This window comes from Streptomyces sp. NPDC048331 (genome assembly GCF_043201215.1).
GTDB lineage: Bacteria > Actinomycetota > Actinomycetes > Streptomycetales > Streptomycetaceae > Streptomyces.
The window spans coordinates 37161-57204 of sequence record NZ_JBICYT010000034.1; the positions used below are offsets into that span (position 1 = coordinate 37161).

General features: G+C 71.7%; 19 protein-coding genes and 1 riboswitch. Of the genes, 9 read left to right on the top strand and 10 right to left on the bottom strand.

The annotated features are described in order from the left end of the window. Positions 1 to 59: 59 nt before the first annotated feature. A riboswitch (TPP riboswitch) is annotated at positions 60 to 171 on the top strand. From thiO to ACGFYY_RS33550, 5 genes are all read left to right on the top strand, one after another. After that, a complete protein-coding gene (gene thiO, locus ACGFYY_RS33530; RefSeq protein WP_393715216.1) occupies positions 169 to 1350 on the top strand; it encodes a glycine oxidase ThiO in 1182 nt (393 codons plus the stop codon). It overlaps the preceding riboswitch by 3 nt. Further along, on the top strand, positions 1347 to 1547 hold the full coding sequence (gene thiS, locus ACGFYY_RS33535; RefSeq protein ID WP_393715218.1) for a sulfur carrier protein ThiS: 201 nt from the start codon (positions 1347 to 1349) through the stop codon (positions 1545 to 1547). Before thiO ends, thiS begins: the two co-directional genes overlap by 4 nt. A 5-nt stretch (positions 1548 to 1552) precedes the next feature. Further along, positions 1553 to 2347 carry a thiazole synthase gene (locus ACGFYY_RS33540; protein WP_393715220.1) on the top strand — a complete coding sequence of 265 codons (795 nt, stop codon included), beginning with the start codon at positions 1553 to 1555 and terminating at the stop codon, positions 2345 to 2347. Between the two features lie 1525 nt (positions 2348 to 3872). Then, positions 3873 to 5792, top strand: coding sequence for a Stk1 family PASTA domain-containing Ser/Thr kinase (gene pknB / locus ACGFYY_RS33545; RefSeq protein ID WP_365275069.1), 1920 nt, complete (start codon positions 3873 to 3875; stop codon positions 5790 to 5792). Positions 5793 to 5801: 9 nt separating this feature from the next. Next, positions 5802 to 6659 (top strand): deoxyribonuclease IV, encoded by an 858-nt coding sequence (locus ACGFYY_RS33550; protein ID WP_393715222.1) that lies wholly within the window; start codon positions 5802 to 5804, stop codon positions 6657 to 6659. Positions 6660 to 6774: 115 nt separating this feature from the next. On the opposite strand, the gene ACGFYY_RS33555 is transcribed toward ACGFYY_RS33550, so the two are convergent. Further along, positions 6775 to 7407, bottom strand: a complete 633-nt coding sequence (locus ACGFYY_RS33555; protein WP_365275063.1) for a sulfite oxidase-like oxidoreductase — start codon at positions 7405 to 7407, stop codon at positions 6775 to 6777. A 173-nt stretch (positions 7408 to 7580) separates the two neighbouring features. Here ACGFYY_RS33555 and bfr point away from each other — a divergent pair, with 173 nt between their 5' ends. Further along, the gene (bfr, locus tag ACGFYY_RS33560) at positions 7581 to 8057 is read left to right on the top strand and encodes a bacterioferritin (protein ID WP_030010525.1); all 477 of its coding nucleotides are present in this window, start codon (positions 7581 to 7583) and stop codon (positions 8055 to 8057) included. 23 nt (positions 8058 to 8080) lie between these two features. Here bfr and ACGFYY_RS33565 read toward each other — a convergent pair whose 3' ends face one another. Further along, entirely contained in the window at positions 8081 to 8347 is a 267-nt protein-coding gene (locus tag ACGFYY_RS33565; RefSeq protein ID WP_030773564.1) for a (2Fe-2S)-binding protein, read from the bottom strand. A 165-nt stretch (positions 8348 to 8512) separates the two neighbouring features. Continuing rightward, positions 8513 to 9868, bottom strand: coding sequence for a class II 3-deoxy-7-phosphoheptulonate synthase (locus ACGFYY_RS33570; protein ID WP_030010523.1), 1356 nt, complete (start codon positions 9866 to 9868; stop codon positions 8513 to 8515). Positions 9869 to 10208: 340 nt separating this feature from the next. Between ACGFYY_RS33570 and ACGFYY_RS33575 the strand changes: the two genes are divergently transcribed. Continuing rightward, on the top strand, positions 10209 to 12107 hold the full coding sequence (locus ACGFYY_RS33575) for an anthranilate synthase family protein (RefSeq protein ID WP_393715225.1): 1899 nt from the start codon (positions 10209 to 10211) through the stop codon (positions 12105 to 12107). 54 nt (positions 12108 to 12161) lie between these two features. Here the strand turns inward: ACGFYY_RS33575 and ACGFYY_RS33580 are convergent, their stop codons facing one another. The 6 genes from ACGFYY_RS33580 to ACGFYY_RS33605 form a co-directional block, all read right to left on the bottom strand. Beyond that, positions 12162 to 12455 carry a hypothetical protein gene (locus tag ACGFYY_RS33580; protein ID WP_393715227.1) on the bottom strand — a complete coding sequence of 98 codons (294 nt, stop codon included), beginning with the start codon at positions 12453 to 12455 and terminating at the stop codon, positions 12162 to 12164. A 10-nt stretch (positions 12456 to 12465) separates the two neighbouring features. Continuing rightward, a complete protein-coding gene (locus tag ACGFYY_RS33585) occupies positions 12466 to 13530 on the bottom strand; it encodes a 2-hydroxyacid dehydrogenase (RefSeq protein ID WP_365275052.1) in 1065 nt (354 codons plus the stop codon). 66 nt (positions 13531 to 13596) lie between these two features. Beyond that, entirely contained in the window at positions 13597 to 14625 is a 1029-nt protein-coding gene (locus ACGFYY_RS33590) for a 6-phosphofructokinase (RefSeq protein WP_365275075.1), read from the bottom strand. A 166-nt stretch (positions 14626 to 14791) separates the two neighbouring features. Beyond that, positions 14792 to 15499 carry a response regulator transcription factor gene (locus ACGFYY_RS33595; RefSeq protein WP_365275049.1) on the bottom strand — a complete coding sequence of 236 codons (708 nt, stop codon included), beginning with the start codon at positions 15497 to 15499 and terminating at the stop codon, positions 14792 to 14794. Next, entirely contained in the window at positions 15496 to 16713 is a 1218-nt protein-coding gene (gene macS, locus ACGFYY_RS33600) for a MacS family sensor histidine kinase (RefSeq protein ID WP_393715230.1), read from the bottom strand. Before macS ends, ACGFYY_RS33595 begins: the two co-directional genes overlap by 4 nt. A 38-nt stretch (positions 16714 to 16751) precedes the next feature. Further along, a complete protein-coding gene (locus tag ACGFYY_RS33605; RefSeq protein WP_393715255.1) occupies positions 16752 to 17501 on the bottom strand; it encodes a lysophospholipid acyltransferase family protein in 750 nt (249 codons plus the stop codon). 170 nt (positions 17502 to 17671) lie between these two features. On the opposite strand from ACGFYY_RS33605, the gene ACGFYY_RS33610 reads away from it, so the two are divergent. Further along, positions 17672 to 18451 carry a carboxylesterase gene (locus ACGFYY_RS33610; RefSeq protein WP_030731208.1) on the top strand — a complete coding sequence of 260 codons (780 nt, stop codon included), beginning with the start codon at positions 17672 to 17674 and terminating at the stop codon, positions 18449 to 18451. After that, a complete protein-coding gene (locus ACGFYY_RS33615; protein ID WP_365275043.1) occupies positions 18444 to 19049 on the top strand; it encodes a hypothetical protein in 606 nt (201 codons plus the stop codon). Before ACGFYY_RS33610 ends, ACGFYY_RS33615 begins: the two co-directional genes overlap by 8 nt. 187 nt (positions 19050 to 19236) lie before the next feature. Here the strand turns inward: ACGFYY_RS33615 and ACGFYY_RS33620 are convergent, their stop codons facing one another. Further along, positions 19237 to 19986: an endonuclease/exonuclease/phosphatase family protein gene (locus ACGFYY_RS33620; protein WP_393715233.1), complete on the bottom strand. Its 750-nt coding sequence runs from the start codon at positions 19984 to 19986 to the stop codon at positions 19237 to 19239. Between the last annotated feature and the right edge of the window lie 58 nt (positions 19987 to 20044).

The window sequence follows — 20044 nt, forward strand, 5'->3', positions numbered from 1 at the left end:
GCTCCGTCAGGAATAGGTGCCGCCTTACCCGCCATCCACGGCCGGGTTAGTCTGGCCACCGTACCTATCGCGGGAGTCCGGCGCACCGGGCTGAGAGGGAGGCTGGACGGCCTCCGACCGTACGAACCTGATCCGGGTCATGCCGGCGAAGGGAGGGGCTGGACGCCCATGCACTCATCTCGGAAGGATTCCGCCACGGGATCCGACGTCCTCGTCATCGGGGGCGGAATCATCGGCCTGGTCACCGCCTGGCGGGCCGCCGTGCGCGGACTGCGCACCGTACTCGCCGACCCCGCACCCGGCGGCGGCGCCGCCCAGGTCGCGGCCGGCATGCTCGCCCCCGTCACCGAACTGCACTACGGCGAGGAAGCCCTGCTCGGCCTCGGCCTCGCCTCCTCCGCACGCTATCCGCAGTTCGCCGCCGAGCTCGCCGAGGCGAGCGGCGGCCTGGACATCGGCTACCGCGCCTGCGGCACCCTCGCCGTCGCCCTCGACGCCGACGACCGCCTCCACCTGCGCGAACTGCACGCCCTCCAGCGCCGCTGCGGCCTGGAGTCCGAGTGGCTCACCGGCCGCGAATGCCGCCGCCTGGAACCCATGCTCGCCCCCGGCGTACGCGGCGGCCTCCGCGTCGACGGCGACCACCAGGTCGACCCCCGCCGACTCGCGGCCGCCCTGCTGGCCGCCTGCGAACGCGCCGGCGTCACCATCCACCGGGCGGCCGCGCAGCGGCTGCTCACCACCACCGACCGGGCGACCGGAGCCCTTCTCGACGACGGCACGGAGCTGCTCGCCGACCAGGTCGTCCTCGCCGCGGGCTCGTACACAGGCCGGCTGGCGGGCGTACCACCGGAGGTCGTGGCCCCCGTACGGCCGGTCAAGGGCCAGGTCCTACGACTCACGGTGCCGGCCGCCTACGCGCCGTTCCTGTCGCGGACCGTACGAGCCGTCGTCCGGGGCAGCCACGTCTACCTGGTCCCGCGCGAGAACGGCGAACTCGTCGTCGGCGCCACCAGCGAGGAACTCGGCTGGGACACCACCGTCACCGCGGGCGGGGTCTACGAACTCCTGCGCGACGCCCACGAACTGGTCCCCGGCATCACCGAACTCCCCCTCACCGAGACCCGGGCGGGACTGCGCCCCGGATCCCCCGACAACGCCCCGCTGCTCGGCCCGACCGACCTACCGGGCCTGCACCTGGCCACCGGGCACTACCGCAACGGGGTGCTGCTGACCCCCCTCACCGGCGAGGTCCTCGCCGAGCTGCTGGCCACCGGCGAACTACCGGAGATCGCGCGCCCCTTCACCCCCCGCCGGTTCTCCGCCGAACGTCAGGAGTCGTACGCATGACCATCTCCGTCAACGGCGAGCCGCGCGAGGTCGCCGCCGGCGCCACGCTCGACGCGGTCGTCGCCACCCTGACCACCGCCCCCTCCGGCGTCGCCGCCGCACTCAACGAGATCGTCGTCCCGCGCGGGCAGTGGTCGGCCACCGTCGTGGGCGACGGCGACCGGGTCGAGATCCTGACCGCGGTACAGGGGGGCTGACCGACATGGCGGACGACCTCTTCACCCTCGGCGGCCGGACCTTCACCTCCCGCCTGATCATGGGCACGGGCGGGGCCCCGAGCCTCGACGTCCTGGAACGCGCCCTCGTCGCCTCCGGCACCGAACTCACCACGGTCGCGATGCGACGGCTGGACCCCACGGTCCAGGGCTCCGTCCTGTCCGTACTGACCAAGCTCGGCATCTCCGTCCTCCCCAACACCGCGGGCTGCTTCACGGCGGGCGAGGCCGTCCTCACGGCCCGGCTGGCCCGCGAGGCACTCGGCACGGACTGGATCAAGCTGGAGGTCGTCTCGGACGAACGAACCCTCCTGCCCGACGGCGTCGAACTGCTGGACGCCGCCGAGACCCTGGTCGACGAAGGCTTCACCGTCCTCCCGTACACCAACGACGACCCGGTGCTCGCCCGGAAGCTGGAGGACGTGGGCTGCGCGGCGATCATGCCGCTCGGGTCCCCCATCGGATCCGGCATGGGCATCCGCAACCCGCACAACTTCGAGCTGATCACGGAACGCGCGTCCGTCCCGGTCATCCTGGACGCGGGCGCGGGCACCGCGTCCGACGCGGCCCTGGCGATGGAACTGGGCTGCGCGGCGGTGATGCTGGCCTCGGCGGTGACCCGCGCACAGGAACCGGTCCTCATGGCATCGGCCATGCGGGACGCCGTCTCGGCGGGCCGCCTCGCCTTCCGCGCGGGCCGCATCCCCCAACGCCGCTTCGCGGAAGCGTCCTCCCCCACCGAGGGCCGGGCCGACCTGGACCCGGAACGCCCGGCGTTCTGAGGGGGTACGGTCCCACGCGCGCGGGGCCATCGCCCCCGCGACCCCCGCCCCCGCCCCGGCGGCTGCCCACCCGCCCCCCTCGGCGCCGGGGGACATCCGGAGCGCCCTGCCGGGCGGGGGCTTCGGGGAGCGGGAGCCGCTCGGGCGGCGTCGGGTAGGGGTATGGGGGTTTCCCGTCAGTCCCATCGTCCCTCCGGGTCGGGCCGGTCCCTCAAGGGCGCTCCTTCGTCGCGTCGCTTCGCGATGTCGCTGCGCTCCACCCTTGACCGACCGTCCCGCCCCGGAGAAACGAAAGACTGCCGAGAAGCCCCCAAAAGAACGAGCCGGTCCAAGGCCTGAGGGGCGGGGACATCACAGCCCCCCGCCCCTGCTCCGGGTGAGCACGGCCCCGAGACGGGGCCCGTCCGTACCCCGGCCTGGGTCGGGTGAAGCGCACCTGATCGCTACGCGCTCCTCATCCCTCAGCGTCCGACGACCGTCCTGGGCTGGGCATAAGCCGCCCACGACCCGCAGACGCTTCCCGTCCGAGGCGCCCGCAGGCCGACTGGGCTGAACATAGGCCACCCACGACCCGCAGATGCTTCCCGTCCGAGGCGCCCGCAGGCTGACCGGGGCCGGACATAGGCCGCCATCCCCCTTGGGCGCTTCTCGCTGACCGCGACCGGCGGCCGTCGGGGGCTGACGAGAGGCGATGAGAGGGGCGGACGGCCGACAGCTCGGCCCATCGGTGGTGGATCCGGGTCAGCGCGAGCCCGGCACCACCAACCCACCCCCAAAGCGGGGCAATAAGGGCAAACCTTCAGTCGTCCGGACTGTCCACGCGCGCTGACCCGCATCCACCACGGAACAGCCGTGCTTCCACGCCCTTGCACCCCGGACGGTCGTCGGACGCCTCGCATGGGGAGCATGCATGAGGCGTGGGCGGCCTATGTCCAGCCACAGACGGTGGTCGGACGCTGAGAGGTGGGGAGCGCGTAGCGATCGGGCGCGCCCCACCGACACGGACGGCCTCCTGGGGGCCCGTCTCGGGACCGCGCCCACCCGGGCCTGCCTGGGCTTCTGTGATGTCCCCGTCCCTGAAAGGAACGACCGGCTCGTTCTTTTGGGGGCTTCTCGGCAGTCTTTCGTTTCTCCGGGGCGGGACGGTCGGTCAAGGGTGGCCGCAGGCCATCGCGAAGCGACGCGACCGCAGGGAGCGCCCTTGAGGGACCGGTCCGCCCCGGAGGGACGATGGGACTGACGGGAAACCCCCATACCCCTCCCCGATGCCGCCCGACAGGCTCCCGCCCCCCGAAGCCCCCGCCCGGTACTACGCGCCGCCTCGCCGTTCGCGCCGTTTTCGTCCCCGCCCGGCAGGGCGCTCCGGATGTCGCCCGGCGCCGAGGGGGCGGGTGGGCAGCCGCCGGGCGGGGGCGGGGGTCGCGGGGGCGATGGCCCCGCCCCCCTGGACCCGTACACGTCACAGCTGCGCTGCAACGCACCCCGCCCAGGACGGGTGCCGCGTAGCGGCTCGTAGAATCGCCGGGTGGATACGACCCTGGATGACCCCCTCGTCGGGCGCGTGCTCGACGGCCGCTACCGCATCGACGCCCGCATCGCGGCCGGCGGCATGGCCACGGTCTACCGGGCCGTCGACACCCGCCTCGACCGGGTGCTCGCCCTGAAGGTGATGCACCCGGCACTCGCCGCCGACGCCGCCTTCGTCGACCGGTTCATCCGCGAGGCGAAGTCCGTGGCCCGGCTCGCGCACCCGAACGTGGTCGCCGTGTTCGACCAGGGCACGGACGGACCGTACGTGTACCTGGCCATGGAGTACGTCTCCGGCTGCACCCTGCGTGACGTGCTGCGCGAGCGCGGCGCGCTCCAGCCCCGGGCCGCCCTCGACATCCTCGAACCGGTGCTCGCCGCCCTGGGCGCCGCGCACCGGGCCGGTTTCGTGCACCGCGACATGAAGCCCGAGAACGTCCTGATCGGGGACGACGGCCGGGTGAAGGTGGCCGACTTCGGGCTGGTCCGGTCGGTCGACTCGGTGACCAACACCACGGGGTCCGTCCTGGGGACGGTCTCCTACCTGGCCCCCGAGCAGATCGAGAACGGCATCACCGACACCCGCGTGGACGTCTACGCCTGCGGTGTCGTCCTCTACGAGATGCTCACCGGCTCCAAGCCCCACCTCGGCGGGACCGCCGCGCAGGTGCTCTATCAGCACCTGCACGAGGACGTGCCACCCCCGTCGGCCGTGGTCCCGGGCCTCGCCGTCGGGCTCGACGAGCTGGTCGCGCAGGCCGCCGCCCGCAATCCCGATCTGCGTCCCTACGACGCGGCCGCCCTGCTCGGCCTCACCCGTGAGGCCCGCGCGCAGCTCAGCGACGCCGAGCTGGACGCCGTACCGCCGCAGGCGCACGCGCAGGAGCGCTCGTCCGCCGAGGACCGTACGGGTGTGATCCCGCGTCCGGTGGTCGCGCAGCAGCCCGTGCAGCACACCTCCCGTCTGGAGATGCCCGCCGCCCCACCCGCTCCGCCCACGCACCGGCCCGTCGGGGGCGCCGCGCGGCGGCCCCGGCGAGGGGTGCTGCTCGTCGTCGCGGGGGTGCTGCTCGCGCTCGGGCTCGGGGTCGGGGTCTGGTACATCAACTCCGGTCAGTTCACCAAGGTCCCCAACCTGCTCGGCAAGACCGAGGCGCAGGCCCGTTCCCAGCTGTCCGCGGCCGGGCTCGGGGTGAAGGGGGTGGACCGGAAGTTCAGTGACGCGTTCGACCGCGGGACGGTGATGAACACCGATCCTCCGGGTGGCCGGCGGATCCGTGGCAACGGCGCGGTGACCATCACCATCTCCCGAGGCCCCGAGGTCGTGGCGGTGCCCAATCTGAAGGGTCGGCCGCTGGAGGAGGCGAAGGCGGAGCTGACCCGGTCCGGGCTGGCGCCCGGCATGGTGACGCAGGCCTTCAGTCAGGACATCGCCCAGGGTTCGGTGATCAGCACGAATCCGGCGGGCGGTGAGAAGCGGGCGCCCGACACGGCGGTCTCGCTCCTCGTCAGCAAGGGCCGCCCGGTGGCGGTGCCGAGCGTGACCGGGGTGCCCGTGGACCAGGCGAAGGCGGCTCTGGAGGCTCTGGGCCTCACGGTCGCTACGGCTCCCGAGCAGGTCAACGCCCCGTTCCCGGCCGGTACGGTCGCCAACCAGTCGATCGGCGCCGGCGCTCAGGCCGCGGCTGGGGACACGGTCACGCTGACCGTGTCCAAGGGTCCTCGGCAGGTCCCGGTCCCGAATGTGACCGGTCAGGAGTTGGACGCGGCCCGTAAGGCGCTGGAGGCCGCCGGCTTCAAGGTGAAGGTGGACCGGCCGTTGATCTCCTTCAGCAACACGATCGACACCCAGTCGGTGCCGGGCGGCCAGAACGCTCCCGAGGGCAGCACGATCACGATCAAGACCAAGGGGCTGTAAGTCGTAGTGATGCGCAATCCAGTGGGCGGGCACGTCCCCGTGGCCGGGGGGCTCGCCTCGGTCGGGCTGACCTATGCCCGGGAGATGGGGGCGGAGGCCGTCCAGGTCTTCGTCGCCAATCCGCGTGGTTGGGCCACGCCGGTCGGCAATCCGGCGCAGGACGAACGGTTCCGGGCGGAGTGCGCGGCCGAGTCGATCCCGGCGTACGTGCATGCCCCGTATCTGATCAACTTCGGTTCGCACACCGAGGCGACCGTGGAGAAGTCGGTGGAGTCGCTGCGCCACTCGCTGCGCCGTGGCCGGGAGATCGGCGCGCTCGGGGTGGTGGTGCACACCGGGTCGGCGACCGGGGGCCGCCCGCGCGAGGTGGCGTACGCACAGGTCAGGGAGCACATGCTGCCGCTGTTGGACGAGCTGACGCATGACGACGACCCGTTCCTGCTGCTGGAGTCCACGGCCGGGCAGGGTTTCTCGTTGTGCTCGCTCGCCGAGGACTTCGGCCCGTACTTCGAGGCGCTCGACCACCACCCGAAGTTGGGGATCTGCCTGGACACCTGCCACATCTTCGCGGCCGGTCATGATCTGGCGGAGCCGGGCGGTTCGAAGGTGATGTTGGACCTGCTCGTGGACACGGTGGGCGAGGGTCGGCTGAAGCTGGTCCACGCGAACGATTCGAAGGAGGGCGTCGGCGCCCACAAGGACCGGCACGCCAACATCGATCAGGGGCACATCGGCCGGGAGGCCTTCGCGGAGCTGATCTCGCACCCCGCGATGGACGGCGTACCGCTGATCATCGAGACGCCCGGGGGCAAGGAAGGGCATGCGGCGGACGTGGCGCTGTTGAAGGAGCTGCGCGGCTCGCAGTGATCCGCCGATCCCTCGAGGAATGCCCGGGGGCGTGGACCTCCGTACGGCCATCCGGGTGGCGCCGGCCGCGGACACTCTTTCGATCGACGTTCTGGACGCCGCCGGGGGCGGGGCCTCAGAGTTCGGGGCCCTCCCCGGGCTCCTCCTGGTACGAGTAGCGCTGCTCGCGCCACGGGTCGCCGATGTTGTGGTAGCCGCGCTCCTCCCAGAAGCCGCGGCGGTCGGCGGTCATGTACTCGATGCCGCGGACCCACTTGGGGCCCTTCCAGGCGTACAGGTGCGGGACCACCAGCCGTACGGGGAACCCGTGCTCGGCGGTGAGCAGTTCACCGCCCTCGTGGGTGGCGAAGACGGTGCGGTCGGAGGCGAAGTCGGCCAGCCGCAGGTTGGAGCTGAAGCCGTACTCGGCCCACACCATCACGTGCGTGACCTGGGGGGCGGGGGGTGCCAGGGCGAGGATCTCGCGGGCGAGTACACCGCCCCATTCGGCGCCCTGCATGCTGAACTTCGTGACGCAGTGCAGATCGGCCACGACGGAGTCGAACGGCAGGGCCGTGAACTCCTCGTGGTTCCAGCAGTGCTTGTCCCCGTCGGCGGTCGCGCCGAAGACGCGGAATTCCCAACGGTCCGGCTTGAACTTGGGTACGGGCCCGTAGTGGGTGACCGGCCAGCCCCTCTGCAGCCGCTGCCCCGGTGGAAGCTCCAGCTGCTCTGCTCCCGGAGATTCCCGGCTTTCCGGCTGACCCATGACTCCATGGTGACAGACTGGGCAGGGTGGTCATGACCAGGTCTGGGTCGATTCGGGCAAGTCGCGGTAACTCCCACTAAGGAGGCACTTACTGGACGCTCTCCGGTGGCGGTGCAAGGATGCGCGCAACTGCCCCGTCACATAGCTGACATTGCCTGGAAGGAGCCTCTGCGATGCAGGGCGACCCCGAGGTCCTTGAGTTTCTGAACGAGCAGCTGACCGGCGAGCTGACGGCCATCAACCAGTACTGGCTGCACTACCGCATCCAGGACAACAAGGGCTGGACCAAGCTCGCCAAGTACACGCGTGAAGAGTCCATCGACGAGATGAAGCACGCGGACAAGATCACCGAGCGCATCCTGATGCTCGACGGTCTGCCGAACTACCAGCGCCTCTTCCACGTGCGCGTCGGGCAGACGCTCACGGAGATGTTCCAGGCGGACCGCCAGGTCGAGGTCGAGGCCATCGACCGGCTCAAGCGGGGTATCGAGGTCATGCGCGGCAAGGGTGACATCACCTCGGCCCGGCTCTTCGAGGAGATCCTGGAGGACGAGGAGCACCACATCGACTACCTCGACACCCAGCTGGAGCTCATCGAGTCCTTGGGCGAGCCGCTCTACATCGCGCAGCTGATCGAGCAGCCGAGCTGACCCGACTCCGGGCCGCTTCCGCTCTAGGCGGCTTCCGCCAGCTCCGCCGAACGGGCCGCACCCGGCTCCGCGGCGAGCACGGCCGCCGTCTGGCCCTTCTCCAGCAGCTCCCGGCGGGGGCACGCGCCACGGCCGAGGATGCCCTGGATGGTGCGCACGCACGATCCGCAGTCGGTGCCGGCCTTGGTGGCCGAGGCGATCTGGCGCGGGGTGCAGGCCCCGGCGGCCGCGTGCTCCTTGACCTGCTTGTCGGTGACACCGAAGCAAGAGCAGACGTACACGCGGTTCACCTCCCTGGGCGGAATGGTTCTGCGATTCAGCGAGCCATCCCCATTTCGGTGAGGCTTACCTAACCGTACCCAAAGTTAGGGTGGCCTAAAAGCCCCCTGTACGACGATGGGGCGCGGATCACATCGATCCGCGCCCCATCGTCGTACGAAGGTACTGAGTGATCCTTACTGGTCGCGGTACATCTCGGCGACCAGGAACGCCAGGTCCAGGGACTGGCTGCGGTTGAGCCGCGGGTCGCAGGCCGTCTCGTAGCGCTGGTGCAGGTCGTCGACGAAGATCTCGTCGCCGCCGCCCACGCACTCGGTGACGTCGTCACCGGTGAGCTCGACGTGGATGCCGCCCGGGTGGGTGCCCAGCGCCTTGTGGACCTCGAAGAAGCCCTTGACCTCGTCGAGCACGTCGTCGAAACGGCGCGTCTTGTGGCCCGAGGCCGCCTCGAAGGTGTTGCCGTGCATCGGGTCGGTGACCCAGGCGACGATCGCGCCGGAGGCGGTGACCTTCTCGACCAGCTCGGGGAGCTTGTCGCGGACCTTGTCGGCGCCCATGCGGACGACGAAGGTCAGCCGGCCCGGCTCGCGCTCGGGGTCCAGGCGGTCGATGTAGGTGAGCGCCTCGTCCACCGTGGTGGTGGGGCCGAGCTTGATGCCGATCGGGTTGGCGATCTGCGAGCAGAACTCGATGTGCGCGTGGTCCAGCTGGCGGGTGCGCTCACCGATCCAGACCATGTGGCCGGAGGTGTCGTACAGCTTGCCGGTACGCGAGTCGGTGCGGGTCAGCGCGCCCTCGTAGTCGAGCAGCAGCGCCTCGTGGGAGGCGTAGAACTCGACGGCCTTGAACTCGGCCGGGTCGGTGCCACAGGCCTTCATGAAGTTCAGCGCGTTGTCGATCTCCCGCGCGAGCTGCTCGTAGCGCTGCCCGGACGGGGAGGACTTCACGAAGTCCTGGTTCCAGGCGTGCACCTGGCGCAGGTCGGCGTAACCACCGGTGGTGAAGGCGCGCACCAGGTTGAGCGTCGAGGCGGAGGCGTTGTACATGCGCTTCAGCCGCTCGGGGTCCGGGATGCGGGCCTCTTCGGTGAAGGCGAAGCCGTTGACGGAGTCGCCGCGGTAGGTCGGCAGGGTGACGCCGTCGCGGGTCTCGGTGTCCTTGGAGCGCGGCTTGGAGTACTGGCCGGCGATGCGGCCGACCTTGACGACGGGCACGGAGGCGGCGTACGTCAGGACGGCGCTCATCTGGAGCAGCGTCTTCAGCTTGGCGCGGATGTGGTCGGCGGAGACACCGTCGAAGGCCTCGGCGCAGTCGCCGCCCTGGAGCAGGAACGCCTCGCCCTTGGCGACGGCTCCCAGACGGGCGCGCAGCTGGTCGCACTCACCCGCGAAAACGAGGGGCGGATACGACTCGAGGTCCGCGACGACAGCGCGCAGAGCCTCGGCATCGGGGTACGAAGGCTGCTGCGCCGCGGGAAGGTCTCGCCAGGTCGCCTTGGCGGCGGGGGCTTGGGTTTCAGCGTTCACGGTCACCTCGTACACATTACGGCGTCACACGCCGCGTTCGGCCCCCCGCCCACAACGTGAGACGAACCAGCTCAAAGGTCGCGGGCGCCCGACGGAACGGAATCCATGGTTCAGCTCACGCCGCGAGACAGATCCTGCCCCGCGGAGGCGCTCTGGGCTAAGGTGGCCGCCATGTACGCGCACACGAACCAGAACTGGTGGTGGCCCGCTCCCGGCGGCCCACTTCTCGCGCGTACCTGAAGACACGCACGACGCGAAGGCCGCCCCGAGGGGCGGCCTTCCGCGTTTTCGACCATGCTGTCGGATCCCAGGGGCCGCTCCTCCCACCGGAAGGACGCTCCGCCCCATGAACCCCACCCGACCCGACCGCTTGAGCCGACTGCTCGACCCCTGCGGTCCGCCCTTCGCCCTGCTGCGCCGGCGGACGCCCGGCCGCGACCACGACACCGTCGAGGTGCTGATCGGGCAGGTCGGCGAGGTCGAACACCTCGCCGACCTGCCCGTCGGCGAGCCGCCCACCCTGGCCCTCGTTCCCTTCCGGCAGATCCGGGAGCGTGGCTTCGAGGTCCGTGACGACGGCACGCCACTGAGCGTGCTGGTCGCCGAGGAGGCGTACGAGGTCCCGCTCGCCGAGGCGCTGGCCACGTTGCCGAGCCATCGGGTGCGGGTCGACGGTGGCCGCTTCGACGTGCCCGACGAGGAGTACGCGGCCACCGTCCGGCGGGTCGTCGAGGACGAGATCGGCCGTGGCGAGGGGGCGAACTTCGTCATCCGGCGCACCTACGAGGGCCACATCGACGGATTCGGCCGGGCGGACGCGCTCGCGCTGTTCCGGCGGCTGCTGGAGGGCGAGCGGGGCGCCTACTGGACGTACGTGGTCCACACCGGGGAGCGGACCCTCGTCGGGGCGAGCCCGGAGGTGCACGTGCGGATGTCCGGCCGGACCGTCGTGATGAACCCGATCAGCGGCACGTACCGCTATCCGGCCGGGGGGCCGACGGTCGACTCCCTGCTCGCCTTCCTCGGCGACCGCAAGGAGACCGAAGAGCTGTCGATGGTGGTCGACGAGGAACTGAAGATGATGTGCACCGTCGGCGACATGGGCGGGGTCGTCGTCGGACCGCGGCTGAAGGAGATGTCCCACCTCGCGCACACCGAGTACGAGCTGCGCGGCCGGTCCTCGCTGGACGTGCGGGAGGTGCTGCGCGAGACGATGTTCGCGGCGACGGTCACCGGGTCCCCCGTGCAGAACGCCTGCCGCGTCATCGAGCGGTACGAGGCGGGTGGGCGCGGCTACTACGCGGGCGCGCTGGCCCTGCTGGGCCAGGACGCCTCGGGGGCGCAGACCCTCGACTCCCCCATTCTGATCCGCACCGCCGACATCGCGGCGGACGGCGCGGTGCGGGTGCCGGTGGGGGCGACGCTGGTCCGGCATTCGGATCCGGCGGGCGAGGTGGCGGAGACCCATGCGAAGGCGGCGGGGGTGCTGGCGGCGCTCGGGGTGCGGCCGGCCGCGCCGCGGCCGGCGTTCGAGGGGGCCCGGCCGGGGGACGACCCGCGGGTGCGGGCGGCCCTGGCGGCTCGCCGCCTGGACCTGGCGCCGTTCTGGCTCCGGATGCAGGAGCGGCCCGTGGCCCCGGCCGGGCACGCCCTGGTGGTGGACGGTGAGGACACCTTCACGGCGATGCTGGCCCATGTGTTGCGGGTGGCCGGCCTGGAGGTGACCGTACGCCGCTTCGACGATCCGGGGCTGCGGGCGGCGGCCCTGGCCTGGGAGGGCCCGGTGGTCCTGGGCCCCGGTCCGGGGAATCCGGCCGAGGCGTCGGACCCGAAGATGCGGATGCTGCGCGCGCTGGCGGCCGAGCTGCTGGCCGGGCACCGCCACGGCCTGGTCGGGGTCTGCCTGGGCCATGAGCTGCTGGCGGCCGAGCTGGGGCTCCCGCTGATCCGCAAGGCGGAACCGGCGCAGGGGGCGCAGACCCGGATCGATCTGTTCGGGGCCGAGGAGGTGGTCGGCTTCTACAACACGTACACCGCGCACTGCGACGACGCCCTGGCCGGGCGGCTGGCGGCCCAGGGGGTGGAGGTGGCCCGCGATCCGGCCACGGGCGAGGTGCACGCGCTGCGGTCCGCGGCGGGGGGCTTCGCCGGGGTGCAGTTCCATCCGGAGTCGGTGCTCACCCTGCGGGGTGCGGAGCTGCTGCGCGAGCTGCTCGCCGGGATCCGGGCGGTGTCCCCGGTCTGAGGGGCCGCACGCCGGGCGGGCCGGGCTCCGGGGGGCCCGGCGCCCCCTGGGCCGTCAGCCCGTCCGGCTCTCGATGCCCGGGGATCCGCCGGGCCGGAGGTGGCGTACCAGCTGCCAGGTGAGGATCGGTCCCAGCACGACCGAGGCGCACAGGAAGGCGGTGAGGTCGCCGGCGGCCAGCGCCACCGACGCCGCGGCGCCCACCACGTGATCGGCGAAGGTCAGCCAGGGGTCCACCCGGCGGCCCGGCTCGGCGCGCAGGGCGGGCCGCAGGGCGCGGAGGGCGTAGAGGAGCTGGACGGCGGCGAAGGCCGCGAGGATCCAGCGGAACACGGAAGGGACGTCCACGGGGCCGAATCTAAGCCCCGCCCCGGCCCGTCGGTGTGGCCGGATGCCGAAGTCCGGGTGAACTCCCGGTTCCGGGAGCCTGTTCGGGCGGGACGAGGGTGTTCTCGGAGCGGCGGCCGGCGAGGTGGTCGGCCACGTTGGCGACGGTGGTGGCGATGATCTGGCCGACCGCGTCCGTCGTGTAGTAGGCCTGGTGGGAGGTCACCACGACGTTCGGGAAGGTGACGAGGCGGGCCAGGGTGTCGTCCTCGACGGCCTCCAGGGATTTGTCCAGGAAGAAGACGCCGGCCTCCGCCTCGTACACGTCCAGGCCGACGCCCGTGAAGCGGCCCGCCCGGAGCTCGTCGACCAGCGCTTCGGTGTCGATCAGTCCGCCGCGGCTGGAGTTGATCAGGATCGCGTCGTCCCGCATCCGGCGCAGCGCCGCCGCGTCGAGGAGGCGGCGGGTGGACTCCAGCAGCGGTACGTGCAGGCTGATCAGGTCCGAGGAGGCGAGCAGCTCGTCCTTGTCCACGTAGGTCATGCCGAGTTCCAGGCAGGCCGGGTTCCGCACCACGTCCCAGCCGAGCAGGCGCATGCCGAAGCCGTGGGCGATCCGGGTGAACGCCTCGCCGATCTTGCCGGTGCCGAGCACGCCGACCGTGCGTCCGTGGAAGTCGCGTCCCATCAGTCCGTTCAGCCGGAAGTCGAAGTCCCGGGTGCGGATCGAGGCCCGGACGATCCGCCGGTTGACGGCCATGGCGAGGGCCCAGGCGAACTCGGCCACCGAGTGGGGCGAGTAGGCGGAGACGCGGCTGATCGTCATGCCGAGGCGTCGGGCCTCGTCCAGGTCGATGTTGTTGAAGCCGGTGGACCGCTGGGCGATCAGTTTCGTCCCGCCGGCCGCCAGGACCCGTAGCACCCGGCCGTTCAGGTCGGCGTTCACGCTGGAGGAGACGATCTCGTACCCGGCGGCGATCGGCGCGGTGTCCTCGTCGAGGAAGACGTCCAGGCAGCGGATCTCGTGCTGTCCCGCGAAGGCGTGCTCCAGGAGCGGCTTCTCGTCGGCGGTCACACCGAATGCCAGGATCTCCACGCTTGCTCCCGCACCTCGAACCATGGGCCGTTCGTCACCATACGGCCCATGGTGGCGGGTCGCCGCTCAGCCGAAGAAGACTCCCGCCTCCTGATAGAGCGCGGGATCGACCGTCTTCAGCTTCGACGTGGCCTCCGCGATCGGCACCCGGACGATGTCCGTCCCCTTGAGCGCGACCATCTTCCCGAAGTCCCTGTCGCGCACGGCCTCGATGGCGTGGAGCCCGAACCGGGTCGCGAGCCACCGGTCGAAGGCGCTCGGCGTGCCACCGCGCTGGATGTGCCCGAGCACCGTCGTACGGGCCTCCTTGCCGGTGCGCGTTTCGATCTCCTTGGCCAGCCACTCGCCCACGCCCGACAGCCGGACGTGGCCGAAGGAGTCCAGGGTGCCGTCCTTCAGGACCATCTCCCCGTCCTTGGGCATCGCGCCCTCCGCGACGACCACGATCGGCGCGTAGCTCGCGCGGAAGCGGGAGGTCACCCAGGCGCAGACCTCGTCCACGTCGAAGCGCTGCTCCGGGATGAGGATGACGTTGGCGCCGCCCGCGAGTCCCGAGTGCAGGGCGATCCAGCCGGCGTGCCGGCCCATGACCTCGACGACCAGCACCCGCATGTGGGACTCGGCCGTGGTGTGCAGGCGGTCGATGGCCTCGGTGGCGATACCGACGGCGGTGTCGAAGCCGAAGGTGTAGTCGGTGGCGGACAGGTCGTTGTCGATGGTCTTGGGTACGCCGACGCAGGGGATGCCGTACTCCTCGTACAGCCGGGCGGCGACCCCGAGGGTGTCCTCGCCGCCGATCGCGATGAGCGCGTCCACCTCGTACTTCGCGAGGTTCTCCTTGATGTCCCGCACGCCGTTCTCCGTCTTGAACGGATTGGTGCGCGAGGAGCCGAGGATGGTACCGCCGCGGGGCAGGATGCCGCGGACGGCGGGGATGTCGAGGGGGACGGTCCGCCCCTCGATCGCGCCCCGCCAGCCGTCCTTGAACCCGACGAACCCGCAGCCGTACTCCTGGTCGCCCTTGCGGACGACGGCCCTGATCACCGCGTTGAGCCCGGGGCAGTCGCCGCCGCCGGTCAGCACTCCGACCTTCATGGAATCTCCAATCGCCATGACGGTCACGCTAGTGGTGACCCAGGTCACAGCAAGGGGGTTGGAGAGGGCAATTCCGGTGGAATCGTGAGGCGTTGCGTACGCCCGTTCACTCGTACGAGGTCGTAAGTACGATCGACGGGCGGTGTGGGCGTCCCTCGTGGGGGTGTTACGCGTCGTCGAGTCCGCGTTCTATGGCGTACCGGACGAGTTCCACCCGGTTGTGCAACTGCAGCTTGCCCAGGGTGTTCTGGACGTGGTTCTGCACCGTGCGGTGGGAGATGACGAGCCGCTCGGCGATCTGCTTGTACGACAGCCCCTTGGCCACGAGCCGCAGCACCTCGGTCTCGCGGTCGGTCAGTTGCGGGGCCTTGGGCTCGTCGGAGGTGGCCGGGAGCGGGTCGGTGGCCAGCCGCCGGTACTCGCCGAGCACCAGCCCGGCCAGGCCCGGGGTGAAGACCGGGTCGCCGGCCGCGGTGCGGCGGACGGCGTCGATCAGCTCCTGGGCGCCGGCGGACTTCAGCAGGTAGCCGGTCGCGCCGGACTTCACCGCTTCCAGGACGTCCGCGTGCTCACCGCTGGCCGACAGGACCAGGACCCGCAGGGCCGGGTTGGCGCCGACCAGTTCCTTGCAGACCTGTACGCCCGGCATGCCGGGCAGGTTGAGGTCGAGGACCAGCACGTCGGGCGTGACGGCGTGGGCCCGGCGGACCGCCTCGGGGCCGTCGCCGGCGGTGGCGACGACCTCGAAGCCGGCGGCGGCCAGGTCGCGGGCGACCGCGTCCCGCCACATCGGGTGGTCGTCGACGACCATCACCCGGATCTGGTGCAGCTCGTTCGGCCGGTTCGGGTCGTTCACGTCGGTGCGCTCGCTCATCTCTTGTCCGTCCTCCCCCTGGGTACCTTCAGTTCCACTTCGGTGCCCTGCCCGGGAACGGACACCAGATCGGCGCTGCCGCCGAGATCACGCAACCTGCCGCGGATGGACAGGGCCACCCCCATCCGGCCCTCGCCCGCCGCCTGGTCGAGTCGGCCCGCCGGGATGCCGGGGCCGTCGTCGCGAACGGTCACGATCACCTCGTCGCCCCAGTCCTCGACGAGGATCCAGGCCCGCGCGCCGTCCCCGGCGTGCTTGCGCACGTTGTCCAGGGCGGCGCCGACCGCCGCGGCCAGTTCCTTCGCGGCGGGCACCGGCAGCGGCACCGGGGTGCCCGGCTCGGCGAAGCTCACGCGGGATCCGGCGTGCGGGGCGAGCAGCGTCCGTAGGTCCAACTCCCCGTCTTCGCCGCCCGGTTCGTCCACCTCGTACGTGTCCACCAGCGCGCCGCGCGACTCGTCGCTGGAGACCCGGGAGGGCCGCGCCAGGCCGCTGGAGACCAGCGTGCGCAGCGCCACCTCCTGCTCCCCCGCCATCCGACCGAGCTCCTCGGCCTCGCCGCCCAGCTCGCTGCCGCGCCGCTGGACCATGGCGAGGACCTGGAGGACCCCGTCGTGGATGTCGCGGGCGAGCCGCTCCCGTTCGCGGGTGGCGGCCTCGATCTCCAGGGCGCGGGCGAGGGTGTTCTCACTGGCCCGGGCGACCTCGACCACGTAGCCGATGGCCACGGAGGCGACCCAGACGAGCAGGACGTTGTGCAGGGTGTCCTCGGTGGGCCGGCCGGTGTGGATGGCGAGGTTGGCGGCCGCCACGATGGTGGAGGCGAAGCAGGCCCAGCGCCAGCCGCCCTTGATGGCGAAGGCGAGGACCGCGCCCGCCGTCCAGATGGTGGGGAGGGTGGAGCCGCCCGCGTGGATCCGCGCCTGGGTGTCGGCGACCGGGGTCAGCGCGATGCCCACGACCGCGACGGTGAGGTCGGCGACGAGGAAGCCCTTGGTGCAGCTGGCGGCGCTCGCCACCTTGTGGGAGGTGGCGAGGGTCCAGACGGCGAGGAACGCGAGGTAGCCGATCGCGACCCCCGGGCGGGGGAACTCCTTGTGCGCGGCCGCGAACAGCAGCGCCGCGTAGACCATGGTCAGCAGTCGGTACCCGGTCAGGGCACGCCAGAGCGGCTGCTCGACCGACATGCGTACGACGCGTTCGCGTTTCGCCATCTCCCCCACCCCTCGCGGGCGGTAACGCCCGCGCGCAGCTACTGCGACGCGCCGTCGGCCTTGTCGGCCTTGTCCGTCCTGGCTGCCTTCTCGGCCTTCTCCGCCTTCTCGGCCTTCTCGGCATCGGCGATCTGGCGCTTGGCCGCCGTCGCGTAGATGTCGACGTACTCCTGGCCGGAGAGCTTCATGATCTCGTACATGACCTCGTCGGTCACCGAGCGGAGGATGAAGCGGTCGCTGTCCATGCCGTGGTAGCGGCTGAAGTCCAGCGGCTTGCCGATCCGGATCCCCGGCCGCATCAGCTTGGGGACCACCTTGCCGGGCGGCTGGATCTTCTCCGTGTCGATCATCGCCACGGGGATCACGGGCGCGCCGGTGGCCAGGGCCACGCGGGCCAGACCGCCGGGCTTGCCGCGGTAGAGGCGTCCGTCGGGTGAACGCGTGCCCTCGGGGTAGATACCGAACAGCTCTCCGGCCTCGATGACCTTGATGCCGCTCTGGATCGCGGCTTCGCCGGCCCCGCGGGCGCCGGAGCGGTCCACCGGGAGCTGGCCGACGCCCTTGAAGAAGGCGGCCGTCAGCTTGCCCTTGACCCCTGGGGAGGTGAAGTACTCCGCCTTCGCGATGAAGGTGACCTTCCGGTCCAGCACCGCCGGCAGGAAGAAGGAGTCGGAGAAGGACAGGTGGTTGCTCGCGAGGATCGCCGGCCCCTCCGCGGGAATGTTCTCGAGGCCCTCCACCCACGGCCTGAATGCGAGCTTCAGTGAACCGCCGATGGAGAACTTCATTGCGCCGTAGATCAACTCGAAAGCCTTCCTGTGTCTGTCGAACAGACCATATCCCGTGCCTACACCGGCAGGGGCCCGACGACCCTGGCCGGTGCCACCCCGGTCGCGTACGGTGAAGTCACACAGAGCAACGCACCCACCCGACGTACATCGTGATCAAGGAGACCCTGGTGCCCGTCCTCCCTGGAGCCGAGCCGTTCCGCCACGAGGGCGGAGAGGTCGGCGTCCTCCTCTGCCACGGCTTCACCGGCTCCCCGCAGTCCCTGCGGCCCTGGGCCGAGTACCTCGCCGGGCGGGGCCTCACGGTGTCGCTCCCGCTGCTCCCCGGGCACGGGACGCGGTGGCAGGACATGCAGCTCACGGGCTGGCAGGACTGGTACGCCGAGGTGGACCGCGCCCTGCGGGAACTGCTGGACCGGTGCGAGCAGGTGTTCGTCTTCGGGCTGTCGATGGGCGGGGCCCTGTCCCTGCGGCTGGCGGCCAAGCACGGGGACGCGATCAGCGGCCTCGTGCTCGTCAACCCGGCCAACAAGGTGCACGACCCGCTGGCCGTGACCCTGCCGGTGACCAAGCACCTGATCCGGTCGACGCCGGGCATCGCCAGCGACATCGCGAAGCCGGGTTCGGAGGAGGTCGGCTACGACCGGGTGCCGACCCACGCCGCGCACTCGCTGAAGAAGTTCCTGCGGCTCGTGGACGCCGAGCTGCCGCAGGTGACGCAGCCGCTGCTGCTGCTGCACAGCCCGCAGGACCATGTCGTACCGCCCGTGGACTCCGCGCGGGTGCTGGCCCGGGTCTCCTCCACCGATGTCACCGAGACCCTGCTGGAACAGAGTTACCACGTGGCGACGTTGGACCATGACGCGGAGCGGATCTTCGCGGACAGCTATGCGTTCATCGGCCGACTGGCGGAGAGCGTGGGCAGGGAGGGGGCGGAGGCCGGTGGCTGAGCACGAGGAGCAGTCGGGCGGGGTTCCGCCGCTGGACGAGGAAGCGGCGTGGGCGGCGATCGTCGCCGGGTACGGGCAGGAGCCGCCGGACCCGCCGGGGGCCCGGCCGTTCAGACCGATCGAGAACCTCCTCCTGCCGGAGGAGGACGTCAAGCCGCTGCCGCCGGAGACCGGACCGGACGCGAAGGCGGACCCGAAGGCCGAGCCGAAGCCGGACCCGAAGCCGACTGCGGAGCCGGAGCCTCCGGCGACGCTGGGCAGCTCCGTGGTCTTCGCCCCGGGCGTGGGCATGGCGGGTCCCCGGGACCACTCGCCGGCGGAGCCGAAGGACGGCGACCTGACTTCGGCGGAGGAGGGCCACTTCGTCCCCCCGGAGCCGGAGCTCCCGCCGGCCGACACGACGGCGAAGTTCGCGTGGCTGGCGGTCGTCGGCGGCCCGGTGCTGCTGCTGCTCGCGGTGCTCCTGCAATGGGAGATGACCTGGTGGCTGACGACGCTGGGCATCGGCGGCTTCCTGGGCGGCTTCGCGACGCTGATCGCGCGCATGCAGCACGACGACGAGGACGACGACGACCCGGGCCGCGGCGCGGTCGTCTGACACCGAGGCTTCGCGGGGCTCCGCCCCGGACCCCCGCGCCTCGATCGCCGGCGGGGCTCTATTCGGCTGATGCCGTGGCCCTGGCTGCCCGGAGGGCAATTCCAGCCTCGCCGGCGTTCGAGGCGCGGGGGTCCGGGGGCGGCGCCCCCGGCAACCGGCCCGCACCCGGACCCCCTGAATCGCCGCGCTACGGCGCAGCCGCGAGGCGCAGGGCCGCGAGCACCGGCAGGTGGTCCGTCGCCGACCGCAGGTCTTCGGTGGAGAGGCCCGGCAGCCCCGCGGGGACACCGCAGGCCAGCACCTCCACCCCCTTCGTGGCGAAGACCGCGTCGATCCTGCGGTCCGGCGCCACCGCCGGGAAGGTCGGTCCGTCGCCCCAAGGGGCCACCGCCCGGCAGTCCTGGAGCTCGGTGGCCAGCCGCCCGTACGCCGGCCCGTCCGGCCCCTCGTTCAGGTCGCCCGCGGCGATCGCGTACGGCACGTCCATGCCGGCCAGCCGCTCCAGCAGCAGCTCCGCGTGGGCCCGGCGCTCCGCCGCCTGGAGCGACAGGTGCAGCGAGGCCAGACCCAGCCGTACGCCCCCGATCCGGACCACGGCCGTGGCGAAGCCCCTGCGGTGCAGGCCGGGGGTGCGCGGCAGCAGGACGTTCTCCGTGCGCTCCACGAAGACCCGTAGCGAGCACAGCAGCAGCGGCCCGGCCGCCGTCGCGCCTCCGCCCAGCACCACCAGGTCGCACTTGGCGGCCAGCCGGGCCGCGTGTTTGCGCCACCGGAAGAACCGGGGGGCCTCCTGGACGAGGACGAGGTCGGGCTCGCACGCCCGGATGACCCGCGCCAGCGCCTCCTCGTCGTCGCGCAGGGAGCGGATGTTGTAGCTGAGCACCCGGATCACGGCAGAACCGTCGGGCTCCGTACGGGACTTCGGCAGCTGGTCCATGCCCCGCAAGATACGCAGCCGCCCGCCGCTCCCCCAAGGGGCGCGACGGGCGGTACGT